Origin of the sequence: Massilia agri (assembly GCF_024753255.1) — a bacterium.
Lineage (GTDB): Bacteria > Pseudomonadota > Gammaproteobacteria > Burkholderiales > Burkholderiaceae_D > Telluria > Telluria agri.
In genome coordinates, this window is sequence record NZ_JANUHA010000013.1 from 141,708 (window position 1) to 157,968 (window position 16,261).

At 68.8% G+C, this 16,261-nt stretch carries 14 protein-coding genes and 1 tRNA gene; 11 read left to right on the forward strand and 4 right to left on the reverse strand.

Features of this window, described 5'->3' with window-relative positions:
• Positions 1–71: 71 nt before the first annotated feature.
• The 3 genes from NX780_RS17880 to NX780_RS17890 form a co-directional block, all read right to left on the reverse strand.
• Positions 72–665 carry a hypothetical protein gene (locus NX780_RS17880; protein WP_258829227.1) on the reverse strand — a complete coding sequence of 198 codons (594 nt, stop codon included), beginning with the start codon at positions 663–665 and terminating at the stop codon, positions 72–74.
• A 245-nt stretch (positions 666–910) separates the two neighbouring features.
• Positions 911–1,336, reverse strand: a complete 426-nt coding sequence (locus tag NX780_RS17885) for a hypothetical protein (protein WP_258829228.1) — start codon at positions 1,334–1,336, stop codon at positions 911–913.
• 28 nt (positions 1,337–1,364) lie between these two features.
• On the reverse strand, positions 1,365–2,582 hold the full coding sequence (locus tag NX780_RS17890) for a winged helix-turn-helix domain-containing protein (protein WP_258829229.1): 1,218 nt from the start codon (positions 2,580–2,582) through the stop codon (positions 1,365–1,367).
• A gap of 112 nt (positions 2,583–2,694) precedes the next feature.
• Between NX780_RS17890 and NX780_RS17895 the strand changes: the two genes are divergently transcribed.
• From NX780_RS17895 to NX780_RS17940, 10 genes are all read left to right on the forward strand, one after another.
• Positions 2,695–3,945, forward strand: a complete 1,251-nt coding sequence (locus tag NX780_RS17895; protein ID WP_258829230.1) for an exonuclease SbcCD subunit D C-terminal domain-containing protein — start codon at positions 2,695–2,697, stop codon at positions 3,943–3,945.
• Complete coding sequence (locus NX780_RS17900) at positions 3,942–7,709, forward strand: AAA family ATPase (RefSeq protein ID WP_258829231.1); 3,768 nt, start codon at positions 3,942–3,944, stop codon at positions 7,707–7,709. The genes NX780_RS17895 and NX780_RS17900 overlap by 4 nt, the downstream gene beginning before the upstream one ends.
• A gap of 108 nt (positions 7,710–7,817) precedes the next feature.
• A complete protein-coding gene (locus NX780_RS17905) occupies positions 7,818–8,489 on the forward strand; it encodes a DUF1287 domain-containing protein (RefSeq protein ID WP_258829232.1) in 672 nt (223 codons plus the stop codon).
• A 104-nt stretch (positions 8,490–8,593) separates the two neighbouring features.
• Entirely contained in the window at positions 8,594–8,803 is a 210-nt protein-coding gene (locus NX780_RS17910) for a hypothetical protein (protein WP_258829233.1), read from the forward strand.
• A 10-nt stretch (positions 8,804–8,813) separates the two neighbouring features.
• The gene (locus NX780_RS17915; protein ID WP_258829234.1) at positions 8,814–9,956 is read left to right on the forward strand and encodes a methyltransferase; all 1,143 of its coding nucleotides are present in this window, start codon (positions 8,814–8,816) and stop codon (positions 9,954–9,956) included.
• A 78-nt stretch (positions 9,957–10,034) separates the two neighbouring features.
• Positions 10,035–10,111, forward strand: a tRNA-Met gene (locus tag NX780_RS17920).
• A gap of 115 nt (positions 10,112–10,226) precedes the next feature.
• Complete coding sequence (locus NX780_RS17925) at positions 10,227–10,460, forward strand: hypothetical protein (RefSeq protein WP_258829235.1); 234 nt, start codon at positions 10,227–10,229, stop codon at positions 10,458–10,460.
• Positions 10,461–10,483: 23 nt separating this feature from the next.
• A complete protein-coding gene (gene dbpA, locus NX780_RS17930; RefSeq protein WP_258829236.1) occupies positions 10,484–11,896 on the forward strand; it encodes an ATP-dependent RNA helicase DbpA in 1,413 nt (470 codons plus the stop codon).
• Positions 11,897–12,060: 164 nt separating this feature from the next.
• Entirely contained in the window at positions 12,061–13,152 is a 1,092-nt protein-coding gene (locus NX780_RS17935; protein WP_258829237.1) for a serine/threonine-protein kinase, read from the forward strand.
• Entirely contained in the window at positions 13,149–13,658 is a 510-nt protein-coding gene (locus tag NX780_RS17940; RefSeq protein ID WP_258829238.1) for a TssQ family T6SS-associated lipoprotein, read from the forward strand. The genes NX780_RS17935 and NX780_RS17940 overlap by 4 nt, the downstream gene beginning before the upstream one ends.
• Here NX780_RS17940 and NX780_RS17945 read toward each other — a convergent pair.
• Positions 13,655–15,253 (reverse strand): amidase, encoded by a 1,599-nt coding sequence (locus tag NX780_RS17945; protein WP_258829239.1) that lies wholly within the window; start codon positions 15,251–15,253, stop codon positions 13,655–13,657. The genes NX780_RS17940 and NX780_RS17945 overlap by 4 nt on opposite strands.
• A gap of 388 nt (positions 15,254–15,641) precedes the next feature.
• Between NX780_RS17945 and NX780_RS17950 the strand changes: the two genes are divergently transcribed.
• Positions 15,642–16,247: a TetR/AcrR family transcriptional regulator gene (locus NX780_RS17950; protein ID WP_258829240.1), complete on the forward strand. Its 606-nt coding sequence runs from the start codon at positions 15,642–15,644 to the stop codon at positions 16,245–16,247.
• Positions 16,248–16,261 lie beyond the last annotated feature (14 nt).

The following is a 16,261-nucleotide window of genomic DNA, read 5'->3' on the forward strand; positions in this document are numbered from 1 at the left end:
AAACCCCCATCATAGCAAAGAACCACGGTGGGGCTTGCCCGGGGCGCCGACCGGGCCGTGCCGCCGGCCGGCTAGTGCGCCGCATAGTGCGGAAGCGGCTGCGAAACCGTGACGAAAGGACTTTGCCGGGCAGAACTGCGGGCCATGGCGGCGGCCGGCATCGGTCCGACCGGGCAGCCGCGGTTCTCGTTCTGCCAGGCCTCATGGGCCAGCATCTGGTTGGCGATGGCGAACCAGACTTCGCTCGGCACATGGGTGCGCGCCAGGGGGAAGAGCTCGCGCTCCTCGCGGTCGAGCCGTTCGAGCAGCAGCGTGCAGCACCGTTCCACGGCCTCGGCGAAGCTGCCATCCAGCACCGCCGCGGCGGCGTGCGCATCGGCGCGCGCCTCGATGGCGGCCAGGGTGAGCGCGTCGAGTTCGGCCAGCAGCCCCCCTGCCGCGCCGGCCCGGCGCAGCGCCGGAATGACGAACTTGTCGAGTTTACGCCAGTGGCACCCGTCGAAGGCGACACGCAGGGCATCGCAGGCCAGCTCGAGCTGGCGGCGGGTGGGCTCCGCGTACTTGCGGCCACTGGTGTGCCAGCGGTCGAGCAGCGCCTGCAGGCCATGGCGGGCGCCGGCCTGCTCGATTGACAGGGCGACCAGCGTATAGGTTGACGTCAACACTACTGTCTCCTCTCAGGATGGCACCGCCAGCACGCGGCCCCGGCTAGGGCCGAGGTGCGATGGCTGGGGGTGGCTTTTATCGGGACGGCGGCTTGGTCTTGTTGGTCTTGCCAGCCGGTGGGAACTCGTAGTGTAGAGAGATGCATCACATCGGGTTTGAGGTGGCGCAAACCCGACCCGGTGGACAGCGGAGACTTTTCGGGGGTGGCGATGTCCAAATAATTTGGTCGGCGCACACGAAGAATCTAGTGCTCGGCTTCCATCACGCCCGTCGGATCATCCAGATACATCTCGAAGAACTGCTCGAGGCTTCGCGCTACAAGAATGGGCTCACGTCCATCGAAGTAGTCCACGTAGACGGCGCTGGTCTCCGTGTCGTTCGGCTTGATCCGGTAGAGCCACGAATCGAGCAAGAAGTCCGAAAACAGCACACCATGGCCGTTCGCTTCGGCGCGCCGCTTGTACACTTCCGAAAGTGGCCAGAGGCGCCAGTTGTTTCCGTCCGGCGCATCGATTCCACCGATCACGCTGTACAACACGATCACATCCTTCTGTACCTCAGTGCCGGCTTCGAGGAAAGTCGAACGCACCACCGCTTCGCCATACGGCGGCAATACGTTCAGTCCCTCCCGCTTCCATCGTTTCAGAAGTCTTTCGAGCATTGCATGCATTCGGCCTCCCATGACGACGGAATGTTTTTCAGTCACACAGTTTACTTTCCAGTTGCGCGCCGAGCTCATTCGGCAGCGTATGGCTGATGCGTACTGCCGGGCATCCGTGCCAGTGGGCGCAACGGGAGATCGCCGCGGCGATGTCGGAGACGAAGCGTTCGCTCAGCCGCATGCCCGGCTCCAGCACGATGCTGCGCAATTCGAACTCGCCGGCCTTGCGGTGCGCCTTGGCGTCGACCCGGCCGACCAGGGCGCCGCGCCGCAGGATCGGCAGGGTGAAATAACCATACTGGCGCTTTTCCGCCGGGGTATAGCATTCAAGCCGGTAGTCGAAGCCGAACAGTTCGAGCGCGCGGCGGCGGTCCCAGACGATCGGGTCGAATGGCGACAGCAGGGTCGTCAGGCTCGGACGCAGCGCGCCATCGGCGGCGCGCGCGGCCAGCTCCGCATGGTCGGGATGGATGTAGAGCGGCTCGTCCCATCCCTCGACCCGGGCGCGCAGCAGCAGGCCCGCGTCGGCCAGCGCGGCCGGGTCCGGATGGGGCCGGCGCGTGCGGTGGTAATCGGGAATCCAGGCGGCCTTCGCCAGCCCGAGCGCGCGCACCGCCTGCAGCACGAAGGTGCGCCGCACCTCCTCGAGAGGCGGGGTCAGGCCGTCGTGCCAGCCAGGATGCACGCGCTCGGCCAGGTCATAGATGCGCTGGAAGTTGTGGCGCCGGGCGATCATCAGTTCGCCCGCGGTGAACAGCACTTCGAGGCTGCGCTTTTCCGGCTTCCACTCCCACCAGCCGCCGGCCTTGCCGTCGCTGCGTTCGAAATCGGACGAGCGTACAGGGCCGTTGGCGCGCACGTGGGCCAGCAGGGCCTGGACCTCGGCTGCGCGCTCGCGCATCCAGTTGCTGGAATACTTCCAGCCCATCGCTTCCGGGTCGAGCATGCGGTGGCGGTACAAGCCGTAGTGCTCGATCGGCAGGAAGCAGGCCTCGTGCGCCCAGTACTCGAACAGGGCGCCCTCGGCCAGCAGTTCGTCCAGCCAGGCCGGCTCGTAGTCGCCCAGCCGGCTCCACAGCACCAGGTAGGGACTGCGCGCCACGACGCTGATGGTGTCGATCTGCAACATGCCCATGCGGCGGATCGCCGCCAGCACATCGGCCTTGGCGGCGCGCCGGCGCGGCGGGCCCAGCATCTCCTGGGCGGCCAGGTGCAGGGCCCGGGCGGCCGGCTTGCTCAGTTTGATTTCGCTCATGACGATATTGTAATGACAAACCAATACTACTGTAAAAAAACACAGTCTTTTTCTGGGCGACACGGCAAGTCTGCGCTATAGTAAGCGCCGACCCCGACTTACTATTTTAACCATGCGGCTGCTCCACACTTCCGACTGGCACCTGGGCCAGACCCTGCACAACTTCGACCGGAGCCACGAGCACGCCTGCTTCCTGGACTGGCTCGTGGAGACGCTCGCCGCCGAGGAAATCGACGTGCTCCTGATCGCCGGAGACATCTTCGACAACGCCAATCCCTCGGCCGCCGCCCACCGCCAGCTCTACCGCTTCCTGCAGCAGGCCAAGGCCAGGGTTCCCCACCTGCAGGTGGTGGTCATCGCGGGCAACCACGATTCCCCGGGCCGCCTGGAAGCGCCGACGCCGCTGCTCGAAGCGCATGGAACGGTCGTGGTCGGCAATGTCGGCCGCACGCCGGACGGCGCCATCGACCTGGAGCGCCTGCTGGTGCCGCTGCGCGACCGCACCGGCAAGGTGACGGCCTGGTGCCTGGCGATTCCCTTCCTGCGCCCTGGCGACGTGCCGCGCGCCGTGCTCGAGGCCGAAGAAACGGCTCTCGATCCCTACCTGCACGGCACCACCCTGCTCTACCGGCAAGCCTTCGCGCTGGCGCAATCGCGCTGCACGGGCGCCGAGGCCATCGTGGCGATGGGGCATTGCCATATGGTGGACGGCCAGTCGTCCCAGGATTCCGAGCGCCGCATCGTGATCGGCGGCACCGAAGCCCTGCCCGCCTCGATGTTCGACCCGCAGGTCGCCTACGTGGCCCTGGGCCACCTGCACCTGGCCCAGAAGGTCGGCGGCCACGAGCACCGCCGCTATTGCGGCAGCCCCCTGCCCCTGTCCTTCTCGGAGGTCGGCTACCAGCACCAGGTGCTGCGCATCGACCTCGACGGGGCGCGGGTGCAGGCCGTGACGCCGCTCTTCGTGCCGCGCGCCGTGCAGCTGCTGCGCGTGCCGCCCCAACCCGCGCCGCTCGGCGAAGTCCTGGCCGCCCTCGAGGCGCTCGACGTGCCGGACGCGCCCCTGCATGCCCAGCCCTACCTCGAAGTGCGCGTGCTGCTCGACGGCCCCGAGCCCGGCCTGCGCGCCCAGGTCGAGGCTGTCCTTGCCGGCAAGCCGGTGCGCCTGGCCAAGATCGAACCGACCCGCCGCCACACCGGCGCCGAGCAGCCCGACCAGGCACTCACCCTCGACCAGCTGGCCCAGCTGCAGCCGGACGACATCTTCCGCCGCCTGTGGGCCCAGCGCTACGGCGACGAGGCCCCGCCTGAGCAGCTCGCCGCCTTCGCCGAGCTCACCCATGCGCTGGGAGACCAGGCATGAGGATCCTGCGCATCGCCGGCAAGAACCTCGCCTCGCTCGCGGGGGAATTCCAGGTCGATTTCGAATCCGAACCGCTCGCGTCCAGCGGCCTGTTCGCCATCAGCGGCCCTACCGGCGCGGGCAAGAGCACCCTGCTCGACGCCCTTTGCCTGGCCCTGTACGACGCCACTCCGCGCCTGCTCAAGCGCGCCGGCAGCCAGCTGCCGGACGTCGGCGCGGATACGGTCTCGGCGCTCGACCCGCGCACCCTGCTGCGGCGCGGCGCGGCCGAAGCCTGGGCCGAAGTCGATTTCGCCGGCAACGACGACATCCGCTACCGCGCGCGCTGGAGCGTGCGGCGCGCCTACAGCAAGGCAAGCGGCGCCCTGCAGCCCTCGAAGATGACCCTGCACCGCCTGCCCGAACTCGATCCGCTCGGCGGCACCAAGACCGAGGTCGCGAACGAGATCGTGGCGCGCATCGGCCTGTCTTTCGAGCAGTTCACGCGCGCCGTGCTGCTGGCCCAGAACGAGTTCTCGGCTTTCCTGAAAACCGACGAGAACGAACGCGGCGAACTGCTGGAAACCCTGACCGGCACGACCATCTACACCGAGATCTCCAAGCGCGCCTTCGAGCGCTACCGCGCCGAGCAGGAACGCACGAAGATGCTTACCTCGCAGCTCGCGAACCAGGCGCCCTTGCCGCCTGAAGAACGCGAAAAGCTCGACGCCGAGCGCGCTACCGCCGAGCTGGCGCTGGAAGCGGCCGATGCGCGCCGTTCCGCCCTCGAGCAGGAGTTGCGCTGGCACCAGGAAGCGGCCAAGCTCGCGGCCAGCGAGACCCAGGCTGCCGAGACCCTCGCGAACGCCCAGGCTGCGCAGCAGGAATCCGGTGAACGCCGCAGGCGCCTGGCCACCCTGGATGCCGTGCAACCGGCCCGCCCCCTGGTGGCGGACATCGTGCGCCTGGATGAAGAGCGCAAGGCGGCGGCCGAATCAGGCGGCAAGCTCGAATCCGCGCTGGCGCTGGCCGTCGAGGCCAGGCGCCAGGCCGTGCTCGACGTCGACGCCGCCCTCGCAGCCGTCGATGCAGCGGAAAACGCCCTGCGCGGTGCGGCGCCCCAGCTGGACGCGGCCAAGGGCCTGGATGCCGCCATCGCCGCGCAGGCGCCCTCGCACGCCCAGGCCGCAGCTGCCCTGGAAGCGGCGCGGCACGAGGCGCGCCAGGCGCGCGCCGTGCACCAGGCCAAGTCGCTCGAGCTCGACACCGCGCGCCGCCAACGCGACGCCGCCGCCGCCTGGCTATCCGCCCATGCGCGCCTGGAACCGATGGCCGTCCAGTGGCCGCGCTGGGACAAGCTCCTGACCCAGGCCGGACAGCTGGTGACCGTCGATGCCGCCGCAAGCACGGCCCTGGCCACGGCCAGCCGGCAGGCGCAGGAGGCCGCCCAGGCCGAACAGGCGGCAAGCCTCGCACTGGCCGACACGGCCGGCCGCCTGGACGCCCAGGACAGCGCGCGCCGCGAGGCAATGGCCGCACTGGAGGCGATCGATCCGCAGGCCATCGACCAGGAACGCCAGGCATTGGAAGCGCGCCGCGAACGCCTGTCCGCCGCCGAGAAGGCCTGGACGGCCCTCGTCACCACGCGCCAGGAATTGCAGGACACCAGCCGCGAATTCGACCGCGTCGACACGGCCCGTGCCGGCGCCGCCCGCCTGCTCGAGGAAGCGCGTGCCGCCGCGCCGGCCCTCCTGGGGGCCATGCAGCAGGCCGAAAAATCAATGTCCGCGGCCGAACTGGCCTGCGCCGCCAATGTGGAGGAATTGCGCGCCACGTTGGAGGACGACACGCCCTGCCCGGTCTGCGGCGCCCACGAGCACCCCTACCACGACGACGGCCGCCAGGACGTGTTGCGGACCATGCTGGCCACGCTGCGCCAGGAAGTCACGCAATGCCGCAAGCTGGTGCGCGACAACGAAGCGGCCCAGGCGGCGCAGGCCGCCACGCTGGCGGCAATGAGCGAGGGCCTGGCGTCCCTGCAGCGCGAGCGTGCCGGCCTGGCGCGCCTGGTCGAGGAACTCGCGGCCGAGTGGAAGGCCGAGCCGCTGGCAGGCGAAGTGCCGCAAGACCTTGAACCTGCCGCCTGGTTCCTCGCGGCGCGCGATGGTTTGCACGAGGCGCTTGCCGCCCTCGATGCGCGCGGCGCCTCGCTGCGCCGGGCCGCCCAGGCGCGCGACGCCGCCCAGGCCGCCTATGACCGCACCCAGGGCGAACACGCACGCCTGCGCCAGGTGCTGGACGCCGCTCGCGAGGCCGGCGCCCGCCTGCAGTCCGAGTTGCGGGCGCGCACGGTGCAGCAGGAAGCGGCGGCCGCCCAGCTCGCCGCCGTGCTGGCCGAGCTCGATCCGGTGCTGTCCGACGCCATCGGCGACGCCTGGCAGGATGCCTGGCGCCGCGATCCGGATGCATGGCGCGGCATGCGCGCCGTCGAGGCCGCGCAATGGCAGGAACAGACCGCCCTGCACACCCGCAGCGCGGCAACCGTCGCCACACTGGAAGCCGAAGTGGCCGGCGCCCATGAACGCATCGCCCAGGCCGACCGGCACGGGGCCGGCGTCGCCGCCGAGTTCAAGCGCATCGACGAGGAACTGTCCACCCGGCGCGCCGAACGCGCCGCCCTGTGGCAGGGTCGGCCGGTAACGGAGGTCGAGCAGGAGCTGGTGACGAGCGTCGCTTCCGCGCGCAACGCCCTCAATGCGCGCCAGGCGACCACCAACGAAACCAGTCAGCGTGAAGCCAGCGCCCGCACCGCGCTGGCCCAGCTGGGCGAGCAGATCGCGGCGCTCGACAATGCCGGCGCCCGCGCCGCGGCGGCGCTGGGCGACTGGCTGGAAGACTACCGCCGCCAAAGCGAGGAATCCGGCAGCGGTCTCGACCCGGTCGCCAATGCCGCCGAACTCGGCAGCCTGCTGGCAGTCGGCAGCACCTGGCTGGGGCAGGAACGCGCGGCATTGGCGGCGCTCGAGTCCCAGGTGGCCAGCGCCACGACCGTGCTGGCCGAGCGCCGCGCCCAGCGCGCCCTGCATGCCGAGGGCCGGCCGGAAAGCGGCCTGTCCTTTGACGCTGTCGCCGCCGCGGTGGATGCCTTGACGAGCGAGCGCCGCGAAGCCCACGACCGCGCCACCGAGCTGCGCATGCGTGCGGCCCAGGACGACACGCGCCGGGTGCAGGCCCAAGCCGTCATGGCCGAGATCGAGCGCCAGCAGGCCGAGGAAAGGCGCTGGGGCAAGCTGTCCGAGCTGATCGGCTCCCACGACGGCAAGCGCTTCCGCAACTACGCCCAGCAGTTCACGCTCGACGTGCTGCTCGGCTACGCCAACGCCCACCTGGCCCAGCTGGCGCGGCGCTACCGCCTGGAGCGCGTCTCCAACGGCGGCGCCCCCTCGCTGGCCCTGATGGTGCGCGACCAGGACATGGGCGGCGAGGTCCGCTCCGTGAATTCCCTGTCGGGCGGCGAATCATTCCTGGTCTCGCTGGCCCTGGCGCTGGGACTGGCTTCGCTGTCCTCGAACCGGGTGCGGGTCGAATCGCTGTTCATCGACGAAGGCTTCGGCTCGCTCGACAGCGACACCCTGGGCGTGGCCATGGATGCGCTGGACGCCCTGCAGTCGATGGGCCGCAAGGTCGGCGTCATCTCGCACGTGCAGGAAATGACGGAACGCATCGCCACCAAGGTGCTGGTGCGCCCGGGCGGTGGCGGCAGCAGCAGCGTCGTGGTCGAGTAAGCTGGCGCGGCGCGGAGGCGGGTCGCGCAGGCGCGGCTGCGCCGTCTCAAGTCATACCGGATTCGGCAGCGCAAGCTATAGCCTTGACATGATTACTGGAGACCTGTCATGCGTTTTCACTGCCCCACGCTGTGCCATGCTTGCCGGCCACCCGCGACACGGCATGCCGCCAGGGTGTGTTCCATCGCCTTCGGCCTTGCCATGCTGTGCCATGGCCCGGTCAGCACGGCGGGTGCGGCCGGGCAGCAGCACCAGGTCGTCGCAGCCGCGAAGAAGCAGATCGGCGTGACCCTGCTGTACGACGCCAGTTACCAGCGATTGGCCTATCCGGGCGGCGATGTCCCGGCCGAGCGCGGTGTGTGCACCGACGTCGTGATACGCGCCTTGCGGCAGACCGGAATCGATCTGCAGCAACTCGTCCACCGGGACATGAAGGCGGCGTGGAAGGCTTATCCGCATTCCCAATGGGGCCTCAAGCGCCCCGATCCGAACATCGACCACCGCAGGGTCCCGAACCTCGCCGTCTTTTTCACGCGCCACGGACAGTCGCTGCCAGTGAGCAAGAACGCAAGCGACTACGCCCCTGGCGACATCGTCACATGGACGGTGCCGCCCGGGCTCCCCCATATTGGCCTGGTGGCCGATGTGCGCACACCGTCCGGCGTTCCACTCGTCATCCACAACATCGGCGCCGGCACGCGCATGGAAGACCGCCTGTTCGCCTACCCGATCACGGGCCATTACCGCTACCCGGCAGCGCGGCCGAGCAGCAGACGCTGAGGGCCTGTGCGCCGGCATGACGAACATTGCCCGGGGCGCGCTGAGCTGCCCCGGACGGCCATCCCTAGTACAATGCGCGCTTTGCACGCAACCGCTCAATCATCATGAAACCCACCCGCATCCTCACCTTCAAGTGCGCCAAGTGCACCAAACCCGTCAAGGTCTTCCTGCAGAAGGTCTCGGCCTGCTCGCACATCCAGCCCTACCAGGGCATCTGCGACTGCGGCGAGGTCAAGCGCCACGCCACCGGCAACCCGGACGCCGTGAAGTCCTACCTCGAATCGACCGACGGCAACTGGCATCACCACCACTGACAAGCCCTCGATGAACCAGATTACGTGGCAGGAAGGCGGCGTCGACCGCAGCGCCCAATGGCGTTCGGAAAGCGGCTGGCCGGCGCCGAAGAAGGTCGTGGTCGCCGACGACACCATGAACGCCGACGCGGCCTACCGCCTGGCGCTGGACGGTACCGCCCTGCTGTGGCGCGGCGACTTCCAGAACGCGCGCCAGCTGCTGAACGCACTGGTGCGCCGGGTCGACCACAAGAGCGAACGCAAGGGCCGCGCCAAGTCCGGTAAAACGAGCCAGGCCACGCCCACCGAGCTGTTCCACCGCCATCGCCTCCAGCAGCTGCAGCGCGCCCGCACCCTGGCCATGCTCCTGATCCCCTTCGAGCCCGGCCACGTGATTCCACTGCGCCGCGCCCCCGACGTCCATGAGGCCTGCCTCGAGGCCCATGGCCCGGCCACGCAACCCTATGTCGCCTCGCTGCGCGAACTGCTGGGCGTGATCGGCGCCCACGAGTGGCGCCGCAAGGGCGTGCACATTCCCGCCCTCGACGAGCGCATCCACCCCTGGTACGGCGTGTTCTCGCCGGTGCGCGGCGAGTACGTGGAACTGGTGGCGCAGGCGCCGCTGCAGCACGGCACCAGGCTGGCCTTCGACATCGGCGCCGGCACCGGCGTGCTGTCGGCCGTGCTGGCGCGCCGCGGCATCGCCCGCGTTGTCGCGACCGATATGGATGCCCGCGCCCTGGGCTGCGCGCGCGAGAACATCGCACGCCTCGGCCTGAACGCCGCGGTGGAAGTAGTCCAGGCCGACCTCTTCCCCGAAGGCCGCGCGCCGCTGGTGGTCTGCAATCCGCCCTGGCTGCCGGGCAAGCCCAGCTCGGCCATCGAGTACGCGATCTACGACCCCGACAGCCGCATGCTCAAGGGTTTCCTGGGCGGCCTGGGCGCCCACCTGGAAGCGGGTGGCGAAGGCTGGCTGATCCTGTCCGACCTGGCCGAGCACCTGGGCCTGCGGCCACGCGAGCAACTGCTCGGCTGGATCGCCGCTGCCGGCCTCGAAGTCGTCGCCCGCCACGACAGCCGCCCCACCCACGGCAAGGCCAGCGATCCGGACGACCCGCTGCATGCGGCGCGCTCGCGCGAAGTGACCTCGCTCTGGCGCCTGCGCGTCGCTTGATCTGACGCAAGCATGGCATCTCCAGAAAATATGCCGATTGCGTTGAGGCCCGGGACGCGCTATAATCTTTTTCTCAGACGCGGGGTGGAGCAGTCTGGCAGCTCGTCGGGCTCATAACCCGAAGGTCACAGGTTCAAATCCTGTCCCCGCAACCAAATACCGTACAGAAGCCCGACTCTTGCAGCCGGGCTTTTGTTTTCTACGGCGGCAAAAGTAGTGCGTAGGATTGCACTGCAAAAACCGGCAGTAAGAGCTTCGCAGTAAGAGCTTATGAGAGACAAGAAAGACAACGCAACGATCGACCTGCCGGGCTTTGAACCGGCCGCTCCCCCCGTTCCCGTTGTCGAAGCCAAGCGTGCCGCTCCCAGGGCGCGCCGCGTCTCGCTGAAGCAGGAACAACTGGAACTGCTCGAAGAAACCGACACCACCGGCCTGCCGGTCTGGCGCCGCGACGACAACCTTGACCTGACCGGCCTGCCGGTCTGGGCGCCGGCCTCGACCTAGTCCGGCCTTTTGGCTCGACTACCATGCACACCCAAGCACCTTTCACCTCACTGCCGCTGGCGCCGCGCTTCCTCGCCAACCTCGCCACGCTGGGCTACCACGCCATGACGCCGATCCAGGCCGAGAGCCTGCCGGCCGTGCTCGAAGGACGCGACCTGATCGCCCAGGCCAAGACCGGCAGCGGCAAGACCGCCGCCTTCGGCATCGGCATCCTGCACAAGCTCAACCCGGCCTGGTTTGCCGTGCAGGGCCTGGTGCTGTGCCCGACCCGCGAACTGGCCGACCAGGTCGCGGGCGAACTGCGCCGCCTGGCGCGCGGGGTCGGCAACGTCAAGATCCTCACGCTCACCGGCGGCGTCGCCATGCGTCCGCAGATCGCCTCGCTCGAGCATGGCGCCCACATCGTGGTCGGCACCCCGGGCCGCATCCGCGACCACCTCGGCCGCAGCACCCTCGACCTCTCGAAGGTCCAGACCCTGGTGCTGGACGAGGCCGACCGCATGACCGACATGGGTTTCTACGACGAGATCGCCGGCATCGTCAGCGCCTGCCCGGAACGCCGCCAGACCCTGCTGTTCTCGGCCACCTATCCGGACGATATCCGCTTCGCCACCGCCGGCTTCCTGCGCGACCCGCTCGAAGTGGCGGTCGAGAGCCAGCACAGCGCGGAAAAGATCGAACAGCGCTTCTACGAGATCGGCTTCGAAGGCCGCGACGAAGCGGTGGCGCGCCTGCTCAAGCACTACCAACCGGTCTCCACCCTCGCCTTCTGCAATACCAAGGCGCACTGCCGCGAACTGGCCGACCACCTGCGTGCGCAAGGCTTCTCGGCGCTCGCGCTGTACGGCGAACTCGAGCAATGGGAGCGCGACGAGATCCTGGTGCTGTTCGCCAACCGCAGCTGTTCGGTGCTGGTCGCCACCGACGTGGCCGCGCGCGGCCTCGACATCGCCAACCTCGACACCGTCGTCAATGCCGACGTCTCGAAGGATCCGGAAGTGCACGTGCACCGCATCGGCCGCACCGGCCGCGGCGGGGAATCGGGCCTGGCGCTCACCCTGTGCGCGCCGAACGAAAAGAAGTGGGTGCGCCTGATCGAGGAATACCAGGACATGCCGGCCACCTGGCACCCGCTCGACGACCTGGGCGAGCACCAGGAAGCCGGCGCGCCCGCGCCCATGCTGACCCTGCACATCGCGGGCGGCAAGAAGGCCAAGCTGCGTCCGGGCGACATCCTCGGCGCCCTGACCGGCGACGCCGGGCTCACCAAGGAACAAGTCGGCAAGATCAATGTCGGCGAGTTCGCCAGCTATGTGGCGCTCGACCGCCACGTGGCGCATGCGGCCGTGGCCCGCCTGTCCGACCGCAATGCGCCGGGCCCGGAATTCGGCGCGATCAAGGGCCGCTACTTCAAGATGCGCTTCCTCGCAGTCTGAGCCTGCCAGGCGTTGCTGTTATCAAATATGTAAGCGATTTGTAACAGCTGCGCACGGTTGGCTCAGCAGCGCCACGCCCCGGGCAAATCTGGCATTATTTGTCAAAATACAAATACCGGGCCGGGGCAGCGGGCTTCACCACGTCACGGCACGGCGCACATGCCATGATGACGAGCACACCCGTAACCCAGCAGCAGCAAACCGACGGCCGGACCGTGCGCGAGGTGGTCGAATGCAACCAGGAACTCGTCAACGAGGTCTGGTGCCGGCGAATCTTCCGCCAGATCCTGCAGTCGCTCGAACTGCAGTACGCGATGCAGATGCCGCATCGTCCCATCGATCCCGACACCGTGCTGGTGCTCGATTCCGGCGATCCTATCCTGCTTCCCTCGCCCGAATCCGATGCGCCCTGGTCCGAGGCCGGCGACATGCACGACCTCGCCGCCGTCGTCCATTACGCGATCACGATGGAGGCGCCGCCCCGCGCACCGCTGCGCGGCCGCGTGACAGGCGAGTACAGCGACACCTTCCTGGCTGCCGTCGACCGCTGCCTCTCGCCCGATCCGGCAGAGCGCCCGCGCACCATCGAGGAACTGCGCAACCTGCTCGGCATCGTGCCGCTCGGCCCCGCGCTGCCGGTGCAGCCGGCCCCGGCTGCGCTATCGCCCGTGCAGGAAGCGCCGCCCTCTTTCCTGGCCGAATCATCCGCCGCACTCGACAAGGGCCGCCTGCGGCGCTGGCTCATGCTGGTGGCGGCGGCCACCGTGCTGCTGTGCGCGGCCGGCGCCCTGATCGCGCTGCTGCACCAGGCCGATTCGCGCGATGCCCTGACGCTGTCGCTGCCGGACGAGCCTCTGCCGCAGGCCCCGGCAGACGCGCAGGCGCTGCCTGCCGGGGCCGAACTGGCCGTCGCCGGCGCAGCGCTGCCGGCGGGACAACCCCAGCCGGACCCGCTCGCGGCCGTCCTCCCGCCGGCCAACGCTCCGGCCATGACGCCGCATGGCGCGGCGCAGCCCGCCATGCCGGCCGGCGCCGGCGCCAGCTACAAGCTCATCATCAAACCCTGGGGCATGGTGCAGGTCAATGGCGTGAACTACGGCGCCAGCCCGCCGCTCAAGCGCCTGAACCTGGCGCCGGGCGAGCACACGATCCGCATCACCAACCCCAGCTTCCCCGAACACACGGTCACGGTGAACGCCGCCAAGGGCGATTCCTCGACCATCGAACTGGACTTTAGCGAGGAGGCCACCCAGTGAAGCCACGCTTCAAGACACCCTGCCTGCGTGCCGGCGCCCTCGCCGCCGTGCTGCTGCTGGGCGGCTGCGCCCAACTGAATGCCGGCCTGGATTCGGTATTCGGCCCGAAGGAAACGTCGCGTCCGCGTCCTCACCCGCGCGCCGAGGACGTGCAGCGCGCCCGCGCCGAACGCCCCGAGCGCCCCGCGCCACGGCCTGAACGGCCGGCCGCCGACCGCGACGACATCGCCCTGCGCGAAGGCATCGCCCTGTATCATGACGGGGAGTTCAATGCCGCCATCAAGCGCCTCACCTCGAGCGACATGAACGGCGGTTCGCTGCGCAACCGCGTCACCGCGCTGAAGTACACGGCGTTCAGCTATTGCGTGACGGGCCGCCCGGTCCCATGCCGCCAGGCGTTCGAGCGCGCCCGGCGGCTCGACCCGAACTTCGACCTGGCGCCTGGCGAGCACGGCCACCCGCAATGGGGCCCCGTGTTCGCCAAGGTCAAGGCCGGGGCGCGTTAGAACCTGACGTTGACGCTGGCCGGATAGGTCGGCGCGCGGCGGCGCTTCGAGGCCTGCTCGTAGGCATAGGCCATGCCGATCAGGCTGGCTTCGCTCCAGGCGCCGCCAACGAAGGAGATGCCCACCGGCAGGCCGCGCGTGAAGCCGGCCGGCACCGTGATGTGCGGATAGCCCGCCACCGCCGCCGGGGTCGAGAAGCTGCCGCCGTAGTGGTCGCCGTTGATATAGTCGGTCAGCCAGGCCGGCCCCCCGGTCGGCGCCACCAGCGCATCGAGCTTGTGTTCCTTCATTACCTGGTCGATGCCCTCCTCGCGCGAATAGCGCAGGTCGTTCGCCAGCGCCTCCTTGTACTCGCGCGCGTCCAGCCCCGGCTTGGCCGCGGCCGCCACCAGGTGCTCCTGCTTGAAGTAGGGCATCTCCCTGGCTGCGTTCTTCTCGTTGAAGGCGATCACGTCGGCCATGGTCTTGATCGGCGCATGCGGCGCGTAGTTCTTCAGGTAGGCGGCCAGGCCCGGCGCGAATTCGTAGAGCAGCACCTGCAGCTCGCTGTCGCCGTACTTGTCGGTGTTCGGCACCTTCACGTCGACCAGCACCGCGCCTTGCGCGCGCAGGATGTCGAGCTCTTTTTCGATGATGGCGTCGACCGCGTCGTTCGCGCCGAAGAAATTGCGCGCCACGCCGATGCGCTTGCCCTTCAGGCCGTCGGTGCGCAGCGCCGCCGCGTAGTCCTTGAGGTGGTTGCCGCTATCGGCGGTGGCGGCGTCGTCCTTGTCCGGACCGGCCATCGCGGCCAGCATCAGGGCGGCGTCGGCGACGCTGCGGGTCATCGGTCCGGCCGTATCCTGGGAGTGGGCGATCGGGATGATGCCGCTGCGGCTCAAGAGGCCCAGGGTCGGCTTGATGCCGACGATGCCGCAGGACGAGGATGGCGAGACGATCGAGCCGTCGGTCTCGGTGCCCACGGTGAGGGTCGCCAGCGCCGCGGCGGCCGCCGCGCCCGAACCCGAGCTGGAGCCGCTGGTGTTGCGGTCGAGCGCGTAGGGATTCCTGGTCTGCCCGCCGCGGCCGCTCCAGCCGCTGACCGACTTGGTCGAGCGCATGTTCGCCCATTCGGACAGGTTGGTCTTGCCGATGATGACGGCGCCGGCCTGGCGCAGCAGGGCCACGATGTGGGCGTCGCGGGTGGCGCGCACGCCGCTCAGGGCGAGGGAGCCGGCGCTGGTGCTCATCTTGTCGCCGGTGGCGATATTGTCTTTCAGCAGGACCGGAATCCCGTGCAGGGGGCCGCGCACCTTGCCGGCGGCGCGTTCGCGGTCCATCACGGCGGCGATGGTGAGCGCGTCCGGATTGGTCTCGATCACGGAATTGATGCGCGGGCCGGCCTTGTCGACGGCGGCGATGCGGGCCAGGTATTGCTTGACGAGGCTGCTGGAAGTCAGTTTGCCGGACGCCATTTGGGCCTGCTGCTCGCGCACGCCGGCGTCAAGGATGCCGGGGCCTGCACTGCCGGCCGCGCTTGCCACCCCTGCCGCACCCGCCGAGCCTGCCGCGATCCCTGCGCTTAATCCGAGCTGAACGAACTCCCTGCGTTTCATACAAGCCTCCATGTCAAATAATGCATGAGCATAACAGTAAAGTTACCCATATGACACGTTTGGCTAACTATGGCGCGCAAGACCTCCCTGGCCGGCGCGCCGGCGCGCTGCCGCAAGCAGGCCGGATCGCTGCTGCACGGGCGGAGCGCCCGTCGGCGCCATCTGTTCCGCAGCGTGATTGCATGATGGTGCGGCAGCTCCGTTCACGGGTGTTCTCCTGTAGCGGCAGAACATGCATACTTGAGGATTGGGCATGATTTCTCCTTTCGGGAACAGGATTGAGAGAAGTTCCGCTGCCCTGCTGGTCAAAGACCTGATACCATGTACAAAACGGAACACGATTCCGCATTATAAACGGAACCGTGTTCCGTTTGAAAGCAATTTTTTTATGCATACGACATCACAAGAAGAAGGCGTGGCCGGGACCACGTCGGCGCGCGGCAAGCGTGCGGACGCCCAGCGCAACCTGGACCGGCTGCTCGAAGCGGCAATGGACGTGTTCGCCAAGTCGGGCGTGGACGCGCCGGTGCGCGAGATCGCGGAACGGGCCGGCGTCGGAGTCGGGACCTTCTACCGCCACTTCCCCCAGCGGGCCGACCTGATCATCGCGGTCATGAAATCCCAGATCGATGCCTGCGCCGACGCGGCCCCCCTTCTCGCCGCCGAACACGATGCGGGCGAGGCATTGGCGCGCTGGATGCAGCGCTACGTCGACTTCATCGTGACTAAACGTGGCCTGTCGGGCGCGCTGCAGTCGGGCAGCGCCGCCTATGCCGCGCTGCCCGACTATTTCTACAGCCGCCTGCGTCCAGCCTTGAGCGGGCTGCTGCAGGCCGCCGTCGCGCAGGATGTGATCCGCCCCGGCTACGAGGCGGACGAGCTGCTGCGTGCGGTGGCGACGCTGTGCAAGGCCAATCCCGACGAGGACACGGCCGCCACGCGCCGGATGGTCGGACTGCTGGTGGACGGCCTGCGCTGCCGGCCCGGCGCCTGAGGCGGCCAGGCGAA